The following is a 20,837-nucleotide window of genomic DNA, read 5'->3' as shown; positions in this document are numbered from 1 at the left end:
AGCGAAGACAACAGCTGAATACGGCCTCATTCAGATGTGATAGATATCGATGACCTGGCGAACGTAGTCGTTCTTCAGCACCACTTTCTTGGCCTTGATCAGCGGCTGTTCGCCACTGACATCCAAGGTGTAAAAGCTGGTGCCGAAATAGCTGTCCACAGTCTTGTAGCGAAAGCTCAGGGTGTGCCAGTTGAAGCGCAGCTTGCACTGGCCATCGGCAACTTCCAGCAGCTCGATATTGCTGATGTTGTGCGAGGTCCGGGTGTCCGGCACGCTGGCGCTGGAGCGCTCGGTCTTGATCCGGAAGATTCGGTCCTCGAGACCCGTACGGTTGCCGTACCAGATCAGCGAAATTTCCCGCTGCGGGTCTTCGGTCAGCTCGTCGTTGTCGTCCCAGGACGGCATCCAGAAACTCGCATCGGCGGCGTACAGCTCCAGCCAGTTGTCCCAGTCCTTGTCGTCCAGGTAGCGCGCTTCGCGGTAGAGAAAGTCGCGCACCGCATCGTGAGAAATGCTCATCACACGGCCTCCACGGGAATGGTTTTCGACTGCTCGGCCGCGAGCGCCTTGAGCATGGTCTCCTGCCAGTACTTGTGTTGCAGCACGAACAGACCTTCGTCTTCGGTGCGCACGCCGCTGAGCAGCGGGTGCAGATCGATTTCCTGTGCTGCCGCATCGGCCCCTTCGACCCAATGCATGGCGCCGCGCGACATGTCGTTCCAGCCACCGCTGCCCTGATAACCGACCTGGCAGGAGCGGAACTCTTCCAGGTCATCGGGCGTGGCCATGCCACTGACGTTGAAGAAATCCTCATACTGGCGAATGCGCTTGGAACGGGCATCGTCGCTCTCGCCTTTAGGCGCAATGCAGTAGATGGTGATTTCGGTCTGGTTGACCGAGATCGGCCGGGCGATACGGATCTGCGAGCTGAACTGGTCCATCAGGTACACGTTGGGGTACAGGCAAAGGTTGCGCGAGTTCTCGATCATCCAGTCGGCGCGAGCCTTGCCGAAGTCCTGGGCCAGTTCATCGCGACGTTCGTACAGCGGACGATCTTCCGGGTTGGCCCAACGGGTCCAGAGCAGCATGTGGCCCTTCTCGAAGGAATAGAAGCCACCGCCCTGCTTGGCCCAGCTGCCGGCACTCATGGTCGGATTGCTGTCGCCGGCCTCGCGCTGTTTGCGCTGGTTCTGGGTGGCCGCGTAGTTCCAGTGCACGGAACTGACGTGATAACCGTCGGCACCGTTCTCGGCGGTGAGTTTCCAGTTGCCTTCGTAGATGTAGCTGGACGAACCGCGCAGCACTTCCAGGCCGTCGGCGGATTGATCGACGATCATGTCGATGATCTTCGCCGACTCACCGAGATGCTCGACCAGCGGCACTACGTCGGCGTTCAGGCTGCCGAACAGAAAACCGCGATAGGACTCGAACCGCGCGACCTTGGTCAGGTCGTGGGAGCCTTCGCAGTTGAAGCTCGACGGGTAGCCCGCTTCGGACGGATCCTTGACCTTGAGCAGCTTGCCGGAGTTGTTGAAGGTCCAGCCATGGAACGGGCAGGTATAGGACGCCTTGTTGCCGGTCTTGTGCCGGCACAGCATCGCACCGCGGTGACTGCAGGCGTTGAGGAAGGCATTGAGTACACCGTCCTTGTTCCGCGCGATAAAGATCGACTGGCGGCCCATGGTGGTGGTGTAGAAGTCGTTCTTGTTGGGGATCTGGCTCTCATGGGCCAAGTACAGCCAATTCCCTTCGAAGATGTGCTCCATTTCCAGATCGAACAACCGCGGGTCAGTGAACATCTCGCGCTTGCAGCGGTAAACGCCTTGATCCGGGTCTTCTTCAAGCAAAGAATTGAGATACTCGATGCCGATGGACATGGTCTGAGACTCCATTGTTATTATTGGGTAAGCACAGGGTGGAGTGTCGGCGGGCCGGGCAATATCCTATCCTTGCAGACCTCTATCCGTTTCATGCAGCTCACCAGAGCATCGAGGTATAGGTGGCGGCACGGTCAATGCCCGGTTTTCAATGATGTGCGCGCAATACCGCCCGTAGCTGCGCCACGCGGGTCGCGTAATGCTCACTGCCTTGCAGAGCGAACAGAATAGGGCGCTGAGTGAGCATGCTCTGGCTCCTCAGAGGCTGTCATGGAGAGCGACTTGGTCAGGAAGGAGCGAGATCAGCGGGCTGCACCATGACGCAGGACCTCGATGCAAAACTCTGCTTCATAGGGAGGCACGTTGCATTCGACAATGTCATTGGCACCTACTTGCAGATGCACACCGACAATATGAGCATGGACCGGCTGCTGGCAGACGTGTCGATCGACCAGTACCGCAGTGTAGACCCGGCGTGCGCCAAGTTGTGCCAGATAGGCGCAGGTACGCAACAGCGAATGACCTTCGAAAAGTACATCATCGACAATTAACAGGGTGGTGCTGGCAAGGTCCAGCGTGCCCAGTAGCGGGTTCTCGATCAACTCCGTCTGTGAATGCAGCACGCTAAGATCATCGGCATAGCGCTTGACCTTCAGTGGAAAGAGCGGCATTGCAGGCTGCCCTGTCTGCTGTGAGAGATGCTGCTGTAAGAGTCGTGCCAAAGGCTCGCCGCGGCGTTGTATGCCGATCAGTGCCGCTTGAGAGGCCGGCAACAGAGTTGCCGCATGGCGCGCCATCGTTTGCATTACGCCATTGAGTTCATCGGTATCGTACAAGCGCAACCGCTGCCCCGCAGGTGTGCTCGGCATAGAAGTCTCCCGTCGGTGACTGTCTGTTTAACCTTAGAACATGGTGGCGGTTTCGGAGTGGCTGCCCATTTGGTAACTCCAGGGGGAATGATCTGGCAACGCGTCGGACAGGATCAGCACCCAGAGGTTTCCCCCTTCATATAGGCTAAGGTGAAATCCCATGCCGTTTTTATTGCTGGAGCAGCCGGCCAAGGTTCAGAGGACCTGAATCAGGCCCTCTGAGCCGCATGCTTCTACCGCTGGCGTTCAAAGCTTGAAGCGGTAAATGACCTGGGTTGCATTGTCGGGGTCCCGGGAACATTCAAACCCGAGAAAGTGCGCCAGTTCACGCATATGAGTATTGGAGGCGGAGTCAATGGAGTACATTTGGCGGAAGCCGTTTTGGCGGGCGGCGGTGATCAGATGGCGCATCAAGGCAACCCCAAGCCCCAGGTGCTGCCACTCGTCGGCGACCGTCACCGCACATTCGCATTGATACTCCTCGGTGCCGGCAGCATAGCGACTGACGCCAATTTCGAGCAGTTCACCGTTTTCATGAACCAGGGCGATATACGCCATGCGTCTCTGGTAATCGACGTCCATCAGTTGGTCGAGCAGGGCCGTACCGGGTTCGTTAATGGCTTCGAGAAAACGCAGATGCCGTGACTCGCCGGACAAGCGTTTGATGAAGTTATATTCGCGCTCTCGGTCTTCTGCCGACAACGGTCGGATGAGTACATGCCGGCCGTCCGAGAGCGGTTCAATCCAGTGTTCACCCGGCACCGCAGCATAAGTGGCGGCAGCTTGAGTGTTTTGGTCTTCGATAGTGAGCATGATGCGATCTCCATCAGGCGTAGAAGATGACCCGCGTGGCAACAGCCCACGCGATTGGTGATGTTGTACACCTTGGGTGCAACCAGAATTTGATCTGGATCAGATGTCACGCAAGCCACACCAGAACCCCCATAAGTTTGATGTAAATCAAATCGCAAGGCAGGTGTTTGGGCGCAGCCTTGAGGCTATGTCGTGCTGGTCGTGTCAACGCGATCAGCCTGTTTCATTCGCTCACGGCGCTACCCGAATCGAGGTGTGTGATGAGGCAATACCAACGTTTATTGCTGATTATCGATCAAACCTTGCATCAGTCTCCGGCGATGCTGCGAGCAGCCGCTTTAGCCAAGGTCTGCGGCGCGGCCTTGCACTTTTGTGCCTTTGTCGAACCACCACCGCGACATCATTTATGGGAGGAAGTAACTGACGAGGCGTCAAGCCAGCGTTACCTGCAGCGGTATCGCGAATGGTTGCTGGACGAGGCCGGACGGCTTCGCAGCCAAGGGCTGGAGGTGACCACGGAGGTGGTCTGGACCACTCAACCGCTGTTGGACATGCTGCAGTATGTTGAAGAGTTTCAGCCCGACATGCTGATCAAGGATGTGACGCTGGAACCGGCACTCAAGCGGGTATTCGTTACCCCGCTTGATTGCCACCTGTTGCGCGGGTGCCCGGTGCCCGTCCATCTGGTCAACCAGGTCCGGCACGGGCTGCCGCGCAGGGTCGTGGCGGCCGTGGATCCCTCCAACCCGCAGACGCTTATCTGCGGCCTCAACGACAAAATCATCCAGACTGCCAATGCACTGGCCCTGCAATGTGATGCTCCGCTGCACCTGCTGTACGCCTATGATCTGACACCTGCCTTCAATGGCGATGCACCACTTGCCGGCGGGTCATGGGGCTCCAGTTTCATTGATGAGTTGCGCGAGGCATTGCACGCGGCTTTCGTGACACTGGCCGATCAATACGGCGTACCGCCCGAGCGCCGGCATTTCATCATGGGGCTGCCGGTCAGCGTGATTCGTGAGTTTGTGGAGGAGTACCTGGCCGATGTGGTGGTCATGGGCACCGTGCATCGCGTGGGAATCGACAGAATATTGGGCAGTACCACGGAGCGCGCCCTGTATTCGGTACCGGGCAGCATTCTGGCCGTCAAACCGCCGAGCCACCAATAACCATGCGAGGCCGGGGGGGAGTGATCGATGCTCATTGTTTCAGTGTCAATTGCCCCCTTTAGCACGCAAATATCCAGCGGCAGCCGACGTTCCTGATCCAGACTGGAAGGAGGACTTCATGAGTAACTTTCTGAGTGCCGATCAGTTGCACGGTATCGACGCCTATTGGCGGGCTTCCAATTACCTTGCTGTGGGCCAGATCTACCTCAAGGACAACCCGTTGTTGCGCACGCCCCTCAAACGGGAACACATAAAGCCGCGCCTGCTGGGCCATTGGGGAACGACGCCGGGGCTGAACCTGATCTACGTCCACCTCAATCGGCTGATCAAGACCTATGACCTGAACATGCTGTTCATCACTGGGCCGGGCCATGGTGGCCCAGCGATCGTGGCTCAAAGCTATATGGAAGGGACATACACACAATTCGATCCTTCGGTGGAGCAGAACATCAATGGGCTGACCCGGCTCTTCCGACAGTTTTCCTGGCCTTATGGGCTCTCCAGCCATGTATCGGCGCAGATTCCCGGGTCGATCCACGAAGGTGGCGAACTGGGCTATTCATTGGCCCACGCCTATGGGGCAGCGTTCGACAACCCGGACCTGATCGTTGCCTGCGTGATCGGCGACGGCGAGGCCGAAACAGGTACGTTGGCCGCCAGCTGGCACTCCAACAAATTCCTCAACCCCGAGCGGGACGGGGCTGTACTGCCGATCCTTCATCTCAACGGGTACAAGATCGCCAATCCCACGGTGCTGTCCAGGATCAGCGAGGACGAGCTGTCGGCCTTGATGTACGGCTATGGTTATGACCCTTACTTTGTAGAGGGAGACGACCCCGAGCAGGTCCATCAACTGTTGGCCCAAACGCTGGATACTATCCTGCTGAAGATTCGCGAGATTCAGCGCGAGGCGCGAAGCCGTTCACCCACCCAGGAGCTGGAACGCCCGTTTTGGCCGATGTTGGTGCTGCGTACGCCAAAGGGCTGGACGGGCCCGAAGTTCGTTGATGACATTCGGGTCGAAGGCACCTGGCGTGCGCATCAGGTGCCCTTGGGCGACTTCCAGCAGCCACTTCATCTACTGCAGTTAGAGCAATGGCTTAACAGCTACCGGCCCCAGGAGTTGTTTGACGCTAATGGTGCTCTGCTGGCCGAGATAGCCGCATTGGCCCCGACGGGACACCGGCGCATGGGCGTCAACCCCCATGGCAACGGTGGATTGTTGTTGCAGCCGCTGGATATCCCCGGCTTTACCGATTACGCGGTGGGGTTGTCAGCACCGGGCTGCCTGCGCGCCGAGGCCACCAGGGTGTTAGGCAGTTTTCTCAGGGATGTCATGAAGAACAACCTGCAACAGGGTAATTTCCGCGTGTTCGGCCCGGACGAAACGGCTTCCAACCGTCTCGATGCCATCTACGAGGTTAGCGCCAAGGAATGGATGGGTGCTCGGGAAAGTGATGATGTCAATTTGGCCTGCGACGGCCGTGTAATGGAGATTCTCAGTGAACAGGTGTGTGAAGGCTGGCTCGAAGGGTATTTGTTGACCGGTCGCCATGGGCTGTTTTCCTGCTATGAAGCCTTCATTCATATCGTCGATTCGATGTTCAATCAGCATGCCAAATGGCTGAAAATCGCAGCAGAAATCCCGTGGCGCAAACCTGTCGCCTCGCTTAATTACTTGCTCACATCTCATGTCTGGCGTCAGGACCACAATGGTTTTTCCCATCAGGACCCAGGGTTTATCGACCATGTCGCGAACAAGAAGTCCGACATGGTTCGTATCTACCTGCCCCCCGATGCCAATTGCCTGCTATCGGTGACTGACCACTGCTTGAGAAGTCGCGATTACGTCAATGTCATCGTCGCCGGCAAACAGCCGGAGTGGCAGTGGCTCGATATAGATTCGGCCATCCGTCACTGCATGATCGGGATCGGCCGCTGGGCCTGGGCCTGTCGTAATGATGCGGATCCCGACGTGGTGATGGCCTGCGCGGGGGATGTCCCGACCCTCGAGACACTCGCTGCCGTAACCTTGTTGCGCGAGTACGTACCGGATATTCGGATCAGGGTCGTCAACGTGGTAGACCTGATGGTGTTGCAACCTTCGTTTCAACATCCCCATGGGCTGCAGGACAGTGCGTTCGATGAACTGTTCACTGTCGACAAACCGGTGGTTTTCGCGTTTCACGGCTACCCATCGCTCATTCACAAATTGGTCTACAAACGAAAAAACCACGACAACTTTCACGTGCGTGGTTTCAAGGAGGAGGGCGCTACCACGACCCCCTTTGACATGGTGGTGATCAATAACCTGGACCGTTATCAGCTGGCCCTGGACGTCATCCAGCGGGTTCCCCGCTTGCAAGACCAGGTTGCAACAGCCACGGCGCGGTATTGGGAAACGATGGAGAAGCACAAGCTCTACATCATCGAACATGGGCAGGACATGCCCGAGGTTCTGGAGTGGCGATGGACGTCTTGAAATCCTTGCGCAGAGATTTGATATAAATCAAGCACGGGTGCATGTCAGGAGAGCAGTCTGGATCAATGCTGGTGCTCGATCCGGCATTAACGTGGGGCTGGTAGCGATCATTGGCCAGCCGCAGGCGTCCAACCCCGATTTTCCTGGAGTCAGACCATGAGCCAGTATCAACGCTTACTACTGATCATCAACCCGGTCCTGCGCCATTCACCGGTGATACACCATGCCGAGGCCCTGGCAAAGGTCAGTGGGGCGAGCTTGCATATCGCTGCATTGTTGAAATCGCTGGACGTTCTTTCGCTGCTCGAACAAGGCGTTCGGGAGACAGCCCGCGAGAACTACCTGCAGGACCATCGCGAGTGGCTCAAAGAGCAAGCGCAGAGAATGCGCAGCAGGGGAATCAACGTGACGATCGAGGTGGCATGGACTGATGACGTGCGGGAGGACATCCTTCAGCACGTCACGGAAATGCAGCCTGATCTGCTGATCAAGGAGGTCGAGCATGAACCGGCACTCAAGCGTGCTTTCATCACCCCGTTGGACTGGCGTCTGCTGCGAAAATGTCCAGTTCCGATTTACCTGGTCGGTGCGAGCGGTCATGCGTTGCCGCGCAAGGTGGTGGCAGCGGTTGACTCTTCCGATACTCAGGCGCCAGACAGCGAGCTTAATGAGCGGATCATCAAGCAGGCTTCCAGCCTGGCGCTGCAGTGTGATGCCGAACTGCATCTGCTGTATGCATGTGACATTTCGGCGGCCTATCTGGGCGACATGGGCGGTGCCGGTCTGACACTGGCGGACCTGACAAAGGAACTGCGCAGGGACCTGGAAAAATCCTTTCTCACGTTGGCGGGTCGGTTCGGCGTGCCCTCAGACCGTCGACATTTCATTATGGGTCAACCGGTATCGACACTCAGTGAATTTGCCCACGAGAATCAAGTGGATGTAATCGTGATGGGCAGAAACCAATCCCGTGGATTGGAAAAACTAATCGGCAGCACCACCGAGCATATTCTGTACCAGGTACCCTGCAGCGTTCTGGCGGTCTAGTACGCCCGCAATTGATCCAGAACAACTGGCGAGGGACATGCGATGCACGTCGTGCCAGGCATATGTACGTTCTGCGGGGTTGGTTGCGGTCTCGGGCTGCGGGTAGAAAACGACCGGCTCATCGGTGTTAAACCCCAGCCCGGACATCCGGTCAGCCAAGGCCGACTGTGCTCCAAGGGATGGGCCACCAGCTATGCGATGTCGGGATGAAGTGGGGTTGCATTGCCTGGGATGTTCGGGGTGTACCTCGGTATGCCCGACCTGTTCCTGCTTCGCATGTTATTTAATTTTCCAGTACTTCTGCATTTCGACGAATAGAAATGACGCGGTCCAGGAGATGAGCACCAGACCTGTCAGCGCTTGCAGTCCTGTCAGGTACTTGAGATTGCCGATGGGGGAGATATCGCCAAAACCAATGGTCGTATAGGTCGTAAAGGAAAAGTACACGCAGTCCATGAATGAGCCATCGAAGTTGCCCTGCAAACTGCCCCACTGGCCAGCGCGGATCATCAGGTAATAGGCCAGCGCGAAACACCAGACTTCGACTGCGTGGGCTATCAGTGCCCCGAATACCCCCACAACCATTCTGAATCGGCTCCAGGCTTTCAGCTTGGGCAGCCATTCATTCAGGCGCATTAAGCATTCGTAATGAATGATCACCGCGACCACCACCACCAGCGTATTGATTAAGGAAATCGAAAGCATGGGGAGTCTCGAACGTCCAGGTGCTATTGCGGCGAGGCCGGCGCGCACTGCCAGCAAGAGACGCGCAGCCAGGTTGCCTAAACAATAGACGCTATGGCGCCAGCCATGAGCCCGACAGTACGTTGCGGGTACTTCAATGGGTTTTTGACGTCATGTTCTGGCCGGGGATGGACCTGCTGGTGAGCGACCCTTCGCTGCTGGAAATTACAACTCAGTTGATAAAAATCAAGCGGCCCGGGAACAAAATGAGCGACCAATAGGGCATGTATCAGCTATCGGTGTTCAAGGAGACGGGCATGCGAATGACATTTCTCGGCGCGGCCGGCACGGTGACTGGCAGTAAATACCTGTTGGAGCACGACGATCATCGTGTGTTGATCGATTGCGGGCTGTTCCAGGGCTACAAGCAATTACGCCTGCACAACTGGGACCGTTTTCAATTGCCCATGCGTGACCTCGACGCGATTGTCCTGACCCACGCTCACCTGGACCACAGTGGCTACCTTCCGGTGCTGGTGCGCAACGGCTATCGAGGCCCGGTCTATGCCACGGCGGCGACCTGTGAACTGGTCAAAATCCTCCTGCTCGACAGCGGTCGTTTGCAGGAAGAAGAGGCCGAGTATGCCAATCGCCACGGCTTCTCCAAACATGACCCGGCATTGCCCCTTTACACCGAACAGGCTGCACAACGGGCGCTGAAGCTGCTGCGCCCCCTGGAGTTGCATCACCGGGTCGAAATTGTTCCGGGGCTGAGTGTTCAACTGCGCGGTGCCGGACACATCCTGGGGGCAGCTACTGTAGAAGTGTTGGCTGAAGGGGTGAGGTTAGTGTGTTCCGGGGATCTGGGGCGTCTGAACGATCCGCTGATGTTTGCCCCAGAGTCCATCGAGCAGGCGGATTACCTGCTGGTGGAGTCGACCTATGGCGACCGTCAGCACCCCACGGACTCTCCGGAACAGCAGCTGGCCGAGGTCATCAACCGCACGGCATTGCGCCATGGGATCACTCTGGTGCCTTCATTTGCGGTCGGTCGCGCGCAGTTACTCTTGTATCACCTGTACCGCCTGAAACAGAAACGGGCGATTCCTGATCTGCCGGTCTACCTCAACAGCCCTATGGCGACCGATGTGACCCGGTTGTATCGACGCTTTCGCAGCGAACATCGACTCTCCCAGGAGGAGTGTGAGGGGATGTGCCACGTCGCGCATATTGCGCGTTCGACCAGAGACTCCATGGATCTGGATCAACTGCATACCCCGGCGGTGATCATCGCCGCCAGCGGCATGGCCACAGGTGGTCGCGTGCTCTATCACCTCAAGGCCCTTGCGCCCAATGCGCAAAATACACTTCTGGTGCCCGGCTTCCAGGCCGGAGGCACGCGCGGCGCGCAAATTGTAGGCGGGGCGAGTTCGGTGCGCATACACGGCAAGGACGTGCCGATCAGGGCTGAAGTAGTACCGATGGAGACGCTTTCGGCCCACGCCGACGCGGATGAAATCATGCAATGGCTGCGTAGTTTCAAGAGCCCCCCCAAACATACCTATGTGGTGCATGGCGAGCCCAATGCATCGGATGTGCTGCGCCGGCGTATCAGTGTCGAGCTGGGGTGGTCAGTCTCGGTGCCGGAGTATCGCGATACGGTAGAGCTTACCGCTTAGCAGGTCGCTGGAACCGCGAGTAAAAAGCCCCTTGCCAGGTGCTCCTTGCAAGGGGCCAATGGGCAAAGGGCTTTAGACGGCTTTGATTTGCACGATTTTTTCCGGCTTCATGGCCTCGGGCTTTTTCGGCAGAGACACCGTCAGCACACCCTTGCTGAAATGCGCGTCGATCTTATCGGCATCGACCCCTTGGGGCAGGCTGAAGATCCGCTCGAATGAACCGTAGTGGCGTTCAGTGAGGTGGTAGCCCTTTCTCTTTTCTTCCTTGTCTTCTTTTTTCTCGCCTTTGATGATCAGGCTGCCGTTGGACAGTTTGATCTCGATGTTTTTCTCATCCATACCGGGAAGCTCGGCAGTGATTTCGTAGCTTTTATCCTGCTCGACAATATCCACGGCGGGCAGGCGATGGCCACTCAGCTCGCGACGCCAGAAGGGCTCGACATCAAATAGGCCGCGGCTGATCGGCGAAAGTGCCGAACCTCGACCGAAGTCTTCGAACAGGTGGTCGACCTGCTGGCGCAGGGTTTCAAAGGGGCGCCAGAGATCCTTGCTTATTGATGTTTGGCTGGCTTTTTGTTCAGGGGGAACCGGCATTTTCTTAACGGAGTCGGACATGTCATTTCTCCTGTTTGGGTGGGGTTGAGGTGGCCGCCAGCTTCCGTGCGGCGAACACGGCGGCTACCCGGACGACGAACAGACCCCGCTCGAACCCATTCCCCATGTGTCGAGAAACTCGAACTCACGGAAAATGCGATGGCTCAAACGCGTGATCTCAATTTTTACGCGAAAGGACAGGCAGGACTTGATCTGGATCAGGTCAGTGTTAATCATCGGAGCAAGCGCAGAACGCCTGTCAAGGAGGCGTGATTTATTCAGGGGCGTGTCGATGACAGCCGGCAACAAGTTGCTTGAGTCCGGGTAAACTCAGGATTTTGACGTCTCGACCGGATACATCGACCAGGTTCTGCTCTCTAAGGTGGGCAATGCCCCGACAGATGGTTTCCAGACGCAGCCCCAGATAGGAGCCGATCTCCTCGCGGCGCATCCGCAGAACAAAATCCCTTGAAGAGTATCCGCGCATGTTCAGACGCTGGGAGAGGTTCAGAAGAAAGGCGGCGAGGCGTTCATCCGAGCTCATATTGCCCAGTAGCAGCAACATGTCGTGATCGCGCACGATTTCCCGGCTCATGAGTTTGTTCAGGTTGTGTTGCAATGAAGGCAGATCGTGGGCGAGCTTCTCCAGTTGAGCGAAGTGGATGGGACACACCTCACTGTCCTCAAGGGCGAAGGCGTTACAGGCGTGCTGATCAGTGCTGATGGCGTCCAGGCCAAGCATTTCCCCAGGCATCTGAAAACCGGTGACCTGCTCCCTGCCATCGAGTGACAACACACTGGTCTTGAAAAAGCCTAACCGCACCGCGTACAGCGAGCGTAGCGGGTCACCGGTGCGGTAAAGCGCGGCACCCTTTTTCACTTTCACGCGCTGGGTAATGATCGTGTCCAGCCGCTCGACTTCCTGGCCAGTCAGGCCAATGGGCAGACACAACTCCAACACGCTGCAGCTGGAACAGGCTGCTTTGAGGTAATGGTTTTGAAGTGGCTGGGCTTCGGGCCGATGCATACGGTTTCCTCTGGATGCTCCAAGCATAGAAGTCGCCTATGGATGATGTACCTTAATTGGGGGCACAAAGAGGTAAATTACGACAGGCGGGGAGGCACGTTCCATATTCTTTGTGTGCGTCGGATAGATAACTGAATCATCCTTGGTTTCATTGCTATTGCCGTCGCGGGTCTCAGGCTTTCACAGCCAAGTCAGTTCATGATCGTATTTACTGATATTGATCAAGTTTTATACGCTGACAAGCGCTAGGCTTTTGTCACGAGCGAGGATGGATGAGCATCAGGAGCAGTGCCTGATCTTTTTCCGCCGATTCCACCTGCCCCCCTAAAAGATGACCAGCGGCGCACTGCATGAAGTTAAAGTTCTATTAAAACAGACAGGCATAAACAGGTTTTCAATCCGTTTGATTTGTTTTGAGCGAGGTGGCTAACATGATGTCCAACAATCCATCGGTATACGTATTCAATAGCCATGATGATGCAGAGGCCGCCATTCGAGCGTTGAGTAAATCGGGCTTTGACGTCAAAAAACTTTCGCTGGTGGGTAAGGGATATCACAGTGAAGAACATCCGATTGGGTTTTATACGGTTGGCGATAAAGTGAAAACATGGGGAACAATGGGCCTCTTTTGCGGAAGCATATGGGGATTGTTGTTTGCGCCGGCTGCTTTTTTCTTGCCTGGCGTGGGGATTATCGCGTTAGCAGGACCATTTACTCAGCTTCTGGTAGGGGTGTTGGAAGGAGCCCTGGTAGTCGGAGGTGTTTCGGCGCTGGCTGCGGCATTGTCGGAAATTGGCGTGCCAAATGACGAAATCGTTAAATATGAGACAGCACTTAAGGCTGACAAATTCCTGTTAATGATTCATGGTGCCGCGGATGAACGCTCTAAAGCTCATGCAGTGTTGGGCACCGAAAACAAGCACGACATAACCAAATCACCTGCTTATTACACAAAACTTGAATGATGCTCGCCATACTTTTTGAATTTCCTGGAAGGGAGTACCGACTGTGGTACTTATCGAGTGCTCCCGACACCTGAGGAGGCGCTGAACCATTCACCGGTTCGCGCCTTGCCTTGAAGGAAGACGGTCAGCACTCCGATTAATGCCACTGACGCTTTATTTCCTGCCACTGGACGTCTGACAGCCACTTATCTGCCACCGGAAAGAAAATGTTCTCCTCGGCATCCATATGATCATAGTATTTCTTGATGAAGTCATCGATGGCGTCAGCGATAACTCTTGTCTCCTGATTTGAGTCCTCCAACATCTTGAGCTGTCCAGCAATGCGCTCAAATGCCTGATGGTCTCGCTCGATATCCTTCACCCGTTGGTGGATCGGTGCTTCAGTCGCTAGCAAGGCCCGCCGAATAAGCTCTTCATTTTCATGGTGGTGCCGCTCTGCATCACCATGCAAGGCTTCCAGTATCTTAAACAACAGCTTGCAGTCATCGGCATCAGCGGATTCATGCCTCAACTTCCCCAGCAATCCTTTGATCTGAGTAATTTTGATAGCCACCTCATGATGATAGGCATGCAGTTGTTCCAATAAGACGTTCATATCAAATCCTCACCACTACACCCAATCATTACAGGATAACTATTATTAACCACCCGCCACCAAGGATAGCCACATATATAAATTCCCATAACTTCTAACACCTCCACCCATAAATACTCACCAGCACGTATTTAATATTTTAGTATAGCTGAGAGCAAAATTCTCGCCCCGGGAAATGTGCCACCCTTGGATAAATTTGAAATATCAAGTAAATGTTCATATGCGCTATTTGATCTACTTCAGGAAACCTTGAACAACTGGTGCCGCTGCGGTAAATCAGGATTCATGAATGGACCTCGTGGGTGTCTCGGCTTGTTGGTGTGCGACACCTTGACTTGCCAGTCTTAAGACAGTCTGAAGAGCGCTCATCCCTGATCCGGATGCACCTTCAGATTCTGTTAAGAATCGCCACGGATACTCCACCCGAGATTATTCATGGGAGGAGTTCTTCCAATGCCCGGTTTCGATTGGAACATCCGTTTACCCCTGCATTTCGGCAATGCCCAGACGCCCGCCATGAGCCTGCTCAGGGCATTGCCCGATGATGAGTCGCGCCCGAGCTTCGAAGCCTTTATTCAACAGCGCTTTCGTCAGGCCCACGGCGCCGAGATTCACCATTTCATGCCTGAGCTGTTCGGCCTCAATAATGCAACAGGCACGCTGAATGCTGTGGTCGGCGTGCGACTGGCCAGCACGGGGTCGATGTTTCTCGAGCGCTACCTGGACGATCCGATCGAGCCGCAGATTTGTGCGGCTGCCGATCGCCCGGTTGACCGTGCGGGCATTGTCGAGGTTGGCAATCTTGCCGCCATCGATACCGGCAGCGCCCGCCTGAGCATCGTCGCCATGACCTATGTGCTGGCGATGGGCGGTCTGGAGTGGGTGGCGTTTACGGGCAGCATCGGCCTGGTCAACAGCTTCCATCGCCTGGGCTTGCGTCCTGTAACGCTGTGCGTCGCCGATCCACAGCGTCTGGGGGAAGACCGACACGCCTGGGGCAGTTACTACGAGAGTCGGCCGTCCGTGCATGTGGGCAATATTCGCGCTGGTTTCATTCATTTGCGCAACATGGGGACGTTCAACCGTCTCGGTTTGCCGTCGTCGCTCGAGGAAACCAGTCATGTCGCCTGAAGTGGTGCGATTCCAACAAGCATTGCGCAAACATGCCGAACAAAAGACCAACGCCCTGGCGATATGGGGTAATGAGTTGCGTCTGGACTACGCCACCCTGTACGCGGAGGTGGTCTATCGGCAACAACGCCTGCGTGATGAACGGGTTGATGTTGTAGCCCTGGTCTTGGAGAACGGCGTGGACGCCATGCTCTGGGATCTTGCGGTGCTGTTCGAAGGGCTGACCTGTCTGACATTGCCGGGCTTCTTCAGTCCTGCCCAGCGTAGTTACTGCCTGGAGCAGAGCCAGGCGCAGCTGGTCATCGCCGAGACTGATCTGGCCGCTGAACTGGAACGCGCCGGTTATGTAAAGAGCGGCGAATTCTGGCGCCGGACTTTCACCGGTCCCAAACGCATACCCGAGGGTACGGCAAAGCTGACCTTCACTTCCGGCACCACCGGCACCCCGAAAGGCGTCTGCCTGAGTGCCGATAGCCTGCTGACGGTTGCTCGCGAACTGGACCAAGCCAGCCGATCCAATAATCCGCGCCATCACCTGGCATTACTGCCGATGGCGATCCTGCTGGAAAACCTCGGTTGTTACGCTGCGCTGTATGCCGGTGCCACCTTGAGCCTGCCAAGCCAGCGAACACTGGGGATTCAAGGGGCAAGCGGGGTGGACATTCCGAAGCTGCTCGGCTGTCTGGCCCAGCGCAAACCTGAAAGTTTGATTCTGGTACCGCAATTGTTGCTGCTGCTGGTCAACGCCGCTGAGCAAAAAGCCTTTAACGCGTCGACATTGCGCTTCGCCGCGGTGGGTGGCGCCCGGGTCTCGCTGGAATTGCTGCAACGGGCACAACGTCTTGGTCTGCCGGTTTACGAGGGCTACGGCTTGTCCGAATGCGCCTCGGTGGTGTGTCTCAACCGTCCAGGTGCTCTTCGCCCTGGTAGCGTCGGCAAACCCTTGCCCCATGTGCAGATTCGTCTGGCCGAGGACGGCGAGGTACTGATCAGCGGTTCACCGATGCTGGGGTATCTGGGGGAGGCGCCGGAGTCCAGTGACTGGTGGCACAGCGGTGATCTGGGTGAGTTCGACACCGAGGGGTTTCTCTACCTCCGTGGCCGCAAGAAGCACCAGTTCGTCACCAGCTTTGGCCGCAACGTGAACCCCGAATGGGTCGAGGCCGAATTGACCCAGCGCAGCCACATCGCCCAGGCGTTCGTCTATGGCGAAGCGCTGCCGAGCAACCACGCGCTGCTGTGGCCGCACAAACCGGATTGCACAGATGCCGAGCTTGCTGGCGCCGTGGCACAGGTCAATCAGGTACTGCCCGATTATGCCCGGGTTCACCACTGGACCCGTCTCGACCAACCCTTTACCCCAGCCAACGGCTTGTTGACTGCCAATGGCCGACCGCGTCGCGAAGCCATTGTCGAACACTACCGGCGATGGCTCACCTCATCCTTCCCCTCCGAGGAGTCCACATCATGAGTTTTTTCGACACCCTGCAAGAGGCGACTCAGCAGGAGCGTCACACGCTGTTCAACCTGCCCGTCATCCGCGATGCCCTTGCCGGGCAAGTCAGCCTGGAAAGTTATCGGGCCTTTCTGACCCAGGCCTATTACCACGTCCGTCACACCGTCCCGCTGATGATGGCCTGTGGTGCGCGCCTGCCGGTTCGCCTCGAATGGCTGCGCGGTGCGGTCTGCGAGTACATCGAAGAAGAGTACGGTCATGAGCAGTGGGTGCTCGATGACATCGTTGCCTGTGGCGGTAGCAGGAACACCGTCATGGAAGGGCGCCCCGGCTTGCCGATCGAGTTGATGGTCAGCTTTCTTTACGACTTGATCGAGCGGGGTAACCCGGTGGGGCTGTTCGGCATGGTCAATGTACTGGAAGGCACCAGCATCGCGCTGGCGACCTATGCCGCCGATAGCATTCGGGAGCGACTCGAACTGCCTGCAACCGCCTTCAGCTACCTCAGTTCTCACGGTGCGCTAGATGTGGAACACATGCAGACCTATCGCCGGCTGATGAATCGCCTGGAGGATTCGGCCGACCAGGCCGCGGTCATCCACGCCTCCAGGGTCGTTTACAAGCTCTACACCGACATGTTCCGCGAACTGCCCGGAATGGTAGCCGGGAACGGAGCAGGGGAGGCCGAGCGTGCGCCTCTCTGAAGTACGGGTCGTATTGACCGGGGCCAGCGGCGGGATCGGCCTGGCCATCACCCGCGCGCTGTGTGCCAGTGGCGCCCATGTGCTGGCGGTGTCACGGCATAGGGAGCCCCTGGAACCCTTGCTGGCTCTTTATCCCGACCAGCTCTGGTGGATCGCCGCGGACCTGACCTGCATCGTCGACCGTCGTAAGATCCTCGCTACAGCAAAAGCTATCGGCGGCGTGAATATGCTGATCAACGCTGCTGGCATCAACCATTTCGCCATGCTCGAACAGTTGGAGGATGACGAAATCAGCTCGATGCTGGCGTTGAATATCAGCGCGCCGATTTGCCTCACCCGCACACTATTGCCGCTGCTCAAGGAGGCTGAAACCGCGATGGTGGTGAATGTCGGATCGATCTACGGCTCCATCGGCTATCCGGGTTATGCCAGTTATTGCGCGAGCAAGTTCGCCCTGCGCGGTTTTTCCGAGGCCTTGCGCCGGGAACTGGCGGATACGCGGGTTGGCGTTCTGTATGTGGCCCCCCGGGCTACTCGTACCTCGATGAACAGTCCGGCGGCGCAAGCCTTGAACGATGCGCTGAAGTCCAGTGTCGACGACCCGCAAACCGTTGCCAACGCAGTGGTCCATGCGATTGCCGGGGATCATCGGGATCTTTACCTGGGCTGGCCTGAGCGCTTTTTCGTGCGCTTGAACAGTCTGCTGCCCAATCTGGTGGACCGTGGCTTGCGCAAGCAGCTGCCATTGATTCGCCGACTTAGCCACCCACAAGAAAACGAGAAGCCGAAACCATGAAAAAGATGATTTTCTGCGTCCTTTTAGGCGTGTTAAGCGGCTCCGCATGGGCACTCGACAGTGCGGATCAACAGCGTCTTGCCAGCATTCAGCAACGCTGGGCGCACATCCAGTACGAGTTACCAGCCGAACAGCGTACAGCAGCCTTTGAGAAACTCGCCGGGGAAGCGACAGCCTTTACTCAGACCCGCCAGAATGCCGCCGAAGCCTGGATCTGGTCCGGCATCGTCACCAGCAGTTGGGCGGGTGCGCAGGGTGGATTGGGCGCGCTGAGCAAGGCCAAGGCCGCCCGTATCGATTTCGAAAAAGCCCTGGCGCTGGACCCGCGAGCCCTGCAAGGCTCGGCCTATACCAGCCTGGCGGCGCTGTATGATCGAGTGCCTGGCTGGCCCATCGGTTTTGGTGACGCGGACAAAGCCGAGCAACTGTTGAAGCAAGCCTTGGCTCTCAATCCCGATGGCATCGACAGTCTGTACTTCTGGGGTGACCACCTCTATCGTCAGGCTCGTTACGGCGAAGCCAAGGCGGCGTTGCTCAAGGCTCTGCAAGCGCCTGCCCGTCCAGGACGGGAAGTGGCGGATAGTGGCCGGCGCCAGGAGATTCAGGCGCTGCTGGTCGATGTCGGCAAGAAACTGAACTGACAGGAGTCGTTGTGCGCCTATTACTGATTGAAGATGACGTGGCGTTGGGCGAGGGGATTCATCAGGCTCTGAGTCGAGAGGGGTACACCGTCGACTGGCTGAAAGACGGCAGCAGTGCCTTGCATTCGCTGCTCAGTGAAACCTTTGACCTGGCCGTACTCGACCTTGGCTTGCCACGCATGGACGGCCTTGAAGTGTTGCGGCGCTTGCGCCAGAGCGGGTCCAACCTGCCGGTGCTGATTCTCACCGCCCGTGACGCCACCGAAGACCGTATTGCCGGCCTGGATGCCGGGGCCGATGATTACCTGGTCAAACCCTTCGACCTGGCTGAACTGAAAGCCCGGCTGCGAGCACTTTTGCGTCGCAGTGCCGGCCGCGCGCGGGTGTTGATCGAGCATGCCGGTATCAGTCTGGACCCCAGTACCCAGCAGGTGACCTATCACGACCAAGCCGTGGCGCTGACCCCCAAGGAATACCAGCTACTCTACGAATTGCTGTCTCCTCCGGGGCGGGTGATGACCCGTGAACGGTTGATGCAGCTGCTTTACGGGTGGAACGAAGAAGCGGAAAGCAACACCCTGGAGGTGCACATTCATCATCTGCGCAAGAAGTTTTCCACGGATTTGATCCGCACTATTCGCGGTGTCGGCTATCTGGTGGAAGAGCGCCGATGATGTCCATCAGGCGCCGGACACTGATACTGATCCTCGGGCTGCTGTTCGTCGGCCTGTTGATTATCAGTGTGTTCAACCTCCACGACAGCAAGCATGAAATTGATGAGGTCTATGATGCCCAACTGGCCCAGAACGCGCGCTTGTTGCAAGGCGTCATGCACATGCCGATGGCCAGCAAGGAGCACGCCGAGCTTTATCAGGCCTTCAATCAGGCGTTGAGCCTGGCGACCCCGAAAATCGACGGTCATCCCTATGAAAGCAAGATTGCTTTCCAGGTATGGAATTCGCGAGGTGAACTGCTGGTCCACACAGCCAGTGCACCGTCCTTTACTTCCGCGCCGAGCAAGTCGGGTTTCAGCGATGTGGTTGATCTGAAAAACCATAAATGGCGGGCATTTTTGCTGGATGACAGCCAGTACAGCCTGAAAATCTGGGTCGGTGAGCGCGATGATGTGCGCGCCGATCTGGTCGATCGCATCGTTCGTCACACGCTGGTGCCGAATCTGATCGGTAGCCTGATTCTCGCCGCAGTGATCTGGCTGGCCATCGGTTGGGGCCTCAAGCCTTTGGCGAATATGGCCGCAACCTTGCGTGCGCGGCATTCGGGCTCCCTTGAGCCGTTGCAACTGATGCCATTGCCCAGTGAGCTTGAGCCCATGCAGGCAGCGCTCAATCGCATGTTGGTGCAAATCCGCGAGGTGCTGGGGCGCGAGCGACGCTTCATCGCCGATGCTGCCCATGAAATGCGTACACCGCTGGCAGTGCTCAGGGTCCATGCGCAGAACTTGCTGGAGGCGGGGACCGAGGCAGAGCGTCGCGAATCCCTCGAATACTTGATCGTCGGCGTCGACCGCACCAGCCGGCTAGTCAACCAGTTGCTCACCATGGCCCGCCTTGAGCCGCAATCAGGTGCTCCGGAGCCGCAGTACATCGACCTGGCGACCACGGTTCGCGAAGGTCTGGTGCAGCTGACGCCCTGGCTATTGAGCAGGGGGCTGGAACTGACTTTCGATGTCAGCGACGGGACTTACCCGGTCAAAGCCGATGCCGCGGCCATTAACATTGCGCTGAACAATCTGGTGACCAATGCAGCGAACTTCTCTCCGGAAGGCGGAGTTGTCACCGTGCGGCTGGCAAAAACCGAGAGATACTTCGAGCTGTCTGTCGAGGATCAGGGGCCTGGCATCGACGAAGCCGAGCGTGACCGGCTTTTCGAGCGGTTCTACAGCCGAGCAAATGACCAGGGCGCGGGTCTGGGGCTGACCATCGTGCAGACCATCGCCACCCGCCTGGGCGGGCAGATCAGGCTGGAGAATCGACCTGCCGGGGGATTGCGCGCGACTCTGGAGATCAGTCATTCATAACGTCGATTTTATTGTTGTGAATGTCTTTTGGCCTAGGTGCGTTAAAGGATGCAATGCACGATTTAACTTATGGGCGATGCTCAGTGTTCATGAGCAACGCTATAACCAATCACAATGGGAATTTTGTACGGTCTCTGAAGCTTAATGTTCACAGAATTTTGTTCATGACGAGCTTCCTGTGTCGACGCTGATGCGATTTTGACCCAGGCGGCTGATATTGACTGACCCATAGGCAATTTCTGAGACCACTCGAACGACTATTGTTTG

21 protein-coding genes are annotated in these 20,837 nt (G+C 57.0%); 13 read left to right on the top strand and 8 right to left on the bottom strand.

Annotated elements, in window-relative coordinates:
• Nucleotides 1-30: 30 nt before the first annotated feature.
• From benB to AC3IUA_RS15380, 4 genes are all read right to left on the bottom strand, one after another.
• Nucleotides 31-519 carry a benzoate 1,2-dioxygenase small subunit gene (gene benB / locus AC3IUA_RS15395; protein WP_489355041.1) on the bottom strand — a complete coding sequence of 163 codons (489 nt, stop codon included), beginning with the start codon at nucleotides 517-519 and terminating at the stop codon, nucleotides 31-33.
• A complete protein-coding gene (benA, locus tag AC3IUA_RS15390) occupies nucleotides 519-1,877 on the bottom strand; it encodes a benzoate 1,2-dioxygenase large subunit (protein WP_489355039.1) in 1,359 nt (452 codons plus the stop codon). The genes benB and benA overlap by 1 nt, the downstream gene beginning before the upstream one ends.
• 302 nt (nucleotides 1,878-2,179) lie before the next feature.
• Nucleotides 2,180-2,746, bottom strand: coding sequence for a phosphoribosyltransferase family protein (locus AC3IUA_RS15385; RefSeq protein WP_489355037.1), 567 nt, complete (start codon nucleotides 2,744-2,746; stop codon nucleotides 2,180-2,182).
• 246 nt (nucleotides 2,747-2,992) lie between these two features.
• The gene (locus AC3IUA_RS15380; RefSeq protein WP_489355034.1) at nucleotides 2,993-3,559 is read right to left on the bottom strand and encodes a GNAT family N-acetyltransferase; all 567 of its coding nucleotides are present in this window, start codon (nucleotides 3,557-3,559) and stop codon (nucleotides 2,993-2,995) included.
• 260 nt (nucleotides 3,560-3,819) lie between these two features.
• On the opposite strand from AC3IUA_RS15380, the gene AC3IUA_RS15375 reads away from it, so the two are divergent.
• The 4 genes from AC3IUA_RS15375 to AC3IUA_RS15360 all read left to right on the top strand — a co-directional run bounded on the left by AC3IUA_RS15375 (nucleotide 3,820) and on the right by AC3IUA_RS15360 (nucleotide 8,470).
• The gene (locus AC3IUA_RS15375; RefSeq protein ID WP_489355032.1) at nucleotides 3,820-4,731 is read left to right on the top strand and encodes a universal stress protein; all 912 of its coding nucleotides are present in this window, start codon (nucleotides 3,820-3,822) and stop codon (nucleotides 4,729-4,731) included.
• Nucleotides 4,732-4,849: 118 nt separating this feature from the next.
• The gene (locus AC3IUA_RS15370) at nucleotides 4,850-7,213 is read left to right on the top strand and encodes a phosphoketolase family protein (RefSeq protein ID WP_489355030.1); all 2,364 of its coding nucleotides are present in this window, start codon (nucleotides 4,850-4,852) and stop codon (nucleotides 7,211-7,213) included.
• Between the two features lie 156 nt (nucleotides 7,214-7,369).
• Nucleotides 7,370-8,260 (top strand): universal stress protein, encoded by an 891-nt coding sequence (locus AC3IUA_RS15365; protein WP_489355028.1) that lies wholly within the window; start codon nucleotides 7,370-7,372, stop codon nucleotides 8,258-8,260.
• 42 nt (nucleotides 8,261-8,302) lie between these two features.
• Nucleotides 8,303-8,470, top strand: a complete 168-nt coding sequence (locus tag AC3IUA_RS15360) for a hypothetical protein (RefSeq protein WP_489355026.1) — start codon at nucleotides 8,303-8,305, stop codon at nucleotides 8,468-8,470.
• Nucleotides 8,471-8,539: 69 nt separating this feature from the next.
• Here the strand turns inward: AC3IUA_RS15360 and AC3IUA_RS15355 are convergent, their stop codons facing one another.
• Nucleotides 8,540-8,965, bottom strand: coding sequence for a potassium channel family protein (locus tag AC3IUA_RS15355; RefSeq protein WP_489355024.1), 426 nt, complete (start codon nucleotides 8,963-8,965; stop codon nucleotides 8,540-8,542).
• 296 nt (nucleotides 8,966-9,261) lie between these two features.
• On the opposite strand from AC3IUA_RS15355, the gene AC3IUA_RS15350 reads away from it, so the two are divergent.
• Entirely contained in the window at nucleotides 9,262-10,623 is a 1,362-nt protein-coding gene (locus AC3IUA_RS15350) for an MBL fold metallo-hydrolase RNA specificity domain-containing protein (protein ID WP_489355022.1), read from the top strand.
• Nucleotides 10,624-10,695: 72 nt separating this feature from the next.
• On the opposite strand, the gene AC3IUA_RS15345 is transcribed toward AC3IUA_RS15350, so the two are convergent.
• The gene (locus AC3IUA_RS15345) at nucleotides 10,696-11,238 is read right to left on the bottom strand and encodes an Hsp20/alpha crystallin family protein (RefSeq protein ID WP_489355020.1); all 543 of its coding nucleotides are present in this window, start codon (nucleotides 11,236-11,238) and stop codon (nucleotides 10,696-10,698) included.
• Between the two features lie 253 nt (nucleotides 11,239-11,491).
• Nucleotides 11,492-12,244, bottom strand: a complete 753-nt coding sequence (fnr, locus tag AC3IUA_RS15340) for a fumarate/nitrate reduction transcriptional regulator Fnr (protein WP_489355018.1) — start codon at nucleotides 12,242-12,244, stop codon at nucleotides 11,492-11,494.
• 431 nt (nucleotides 12,245-12,675) lie between these two features.
• On the opposite strand from fnr, the gene AC3IUA_RS15335 reads away from it, so the two are divergent.
• Nucleotides 12,676-13,209 carry a hypothetical protein gene (locus AC3IUA_RS15335; protein ID WP_489355016.1) on the top strand — a complete coding sequence of 178 codons (534 nt, stop codon included), beginning with the start codon at nucleotides 12,676-12,678 and terminating at the stop codon, nucleotides 13,207-13,209.
• Nucleotides 13,210-13,345: 136 nt separating this feature from the next.
• On the opposite strand, the gene AC3IUA_RS15330 is transcribed toward AC3IUA_RS15335, so the two are convergent.
• On the bottom strand, nucleotides 13,346-13,804 hold the full coding sequence (locus AC3IUA_RS15330) for a hemerythrin domain-containing protein (RefSeq protein WP_489355014.1): 459 nt from the start codon (nucleotides 13,802-13,804) through the stop codon (nucleotides 13,346-13,348).
• A 453-nt stretch (nucleotides 13,805-14,257) separates the two neighbouring features.
• On the opposite strand from AC3IUA_RS15330, the gene AC3IUA_RS15325 reads away from it, so the two are divergent.
• The 7 genes from AC3IUA_RS15325 to AC3IUA_RS15295 are packed head-to-tail and all read left to right on the top strand — an operon-like array spanning nucleotide 14,258 to nucleotide 20,570.
• Nucleotides 14,258-14,935, top strand: coding sequence for a thermostable hemolysin (locus tag AC3IUA_RS15325; RefSeq protein ID WP_489355012.1), 678 nt, complete (start codon nucleotides 14,258-14,260; stop codon nucleotides 14,933-14,935).
• Nucleotides 14,925-16,406 carry an AMP-binding protein gene (locus tag AC3IUA_RS15320; RefSeq protein WP_489355010.1) on the top strand — a complete coding sequence of 494 codons (1,482 nt, stop codon included), beginning with the start codon at nucleotides 14,925-14,927 and terminating at the stop codon, nucleotides 16,404-16,406. The genes AC3IUA_RS15325 and AC3IUA_RS15320 overlap by 11 nt, the downstream gene beginning before the upstream one ends.
• A complete protein-coding gene (locus tag AC3IUA_RS15315; RefSeq protein WP_489355008.1) occupies nucleotides 16,403-17,095 on the top strand; it encodes an iron-containing redox enzyme family protein in 693 nt (230 codons plus the stop codon). Before AC3IUA_RS15320 ends, AC3IUA_RS15315 begins: the two co-directional genes overlap by 4 nt.
• Nucleotides 17,082-17,891 carry an SDR family oxidoreductase gene (locus AC3IUA_RS15310; protein WP_489355006.1) on the top strand — a complete coding sequence of 270 codons (810 nt, stop codon included), beginning with the start codon at nucleotides 17,082-17,084 and terminating at the stop codon, nucleotides 17,889-17,891. Before AC3IUA_RS15315 ends, AC3IUA_RS15310 begins: the two co-directional genes overlap by 14 nt.
• Complete coding sequence (locus AC3IUA_RS15305) at nucleotides 17,888-18,532, top strand: tetratricopeptide repeat protein (protein ID WP_489355005.1); 645 nt, start codon at nucleotides 17,888-17,890, stop codon at nucleotides 18,530-18,532. The genes AC3IUA_RS15310 and AC3IUA_RS15305 overlap by 4 nt, the downstream gene beginning before the upstream one ends.
• Before the next feature lie 11 nt (nucleotides 18,533-18,543).
• Nucleotides 18,544-19,206 carry a response regulator gene (locus tag AC3IUA_RS15300; RefSeq protein WP_489355003.1) on the top strand — a complete coding sequence of 221 codons (663 nt, stop codon included), beginning with the start codon at nucleotides 18,544-18,546 and terminating at the stop codon, nucleotides 19,204-19,206.
• A complete protein-coding gene (locus AC3IUA_RS15295) occupies nucleotides 19,203-20,570 on the top strand; it encodes an ATP-binding protein (RefSeq protein ID WP_489355001.1) in 1,368 nt (455 codons plus the stop codon). Before AC3IUA_RS15300 ends, AC3IUA_RS15295 begins: the two co-directional genes overlap by 4 nt.
• The last annotated feature ends 267 nt before the right edge of the window (nucleotides 20,571-20,837 follow it).

The sequence above is a fragment of the Pseudomonas sp. KH_050 genome (assembly GCF_057838875.1).
Note: the sequence above shows the minus strand (reverse complement) of the source record. Positions and strands in the feature narration are given on the sequence as shown.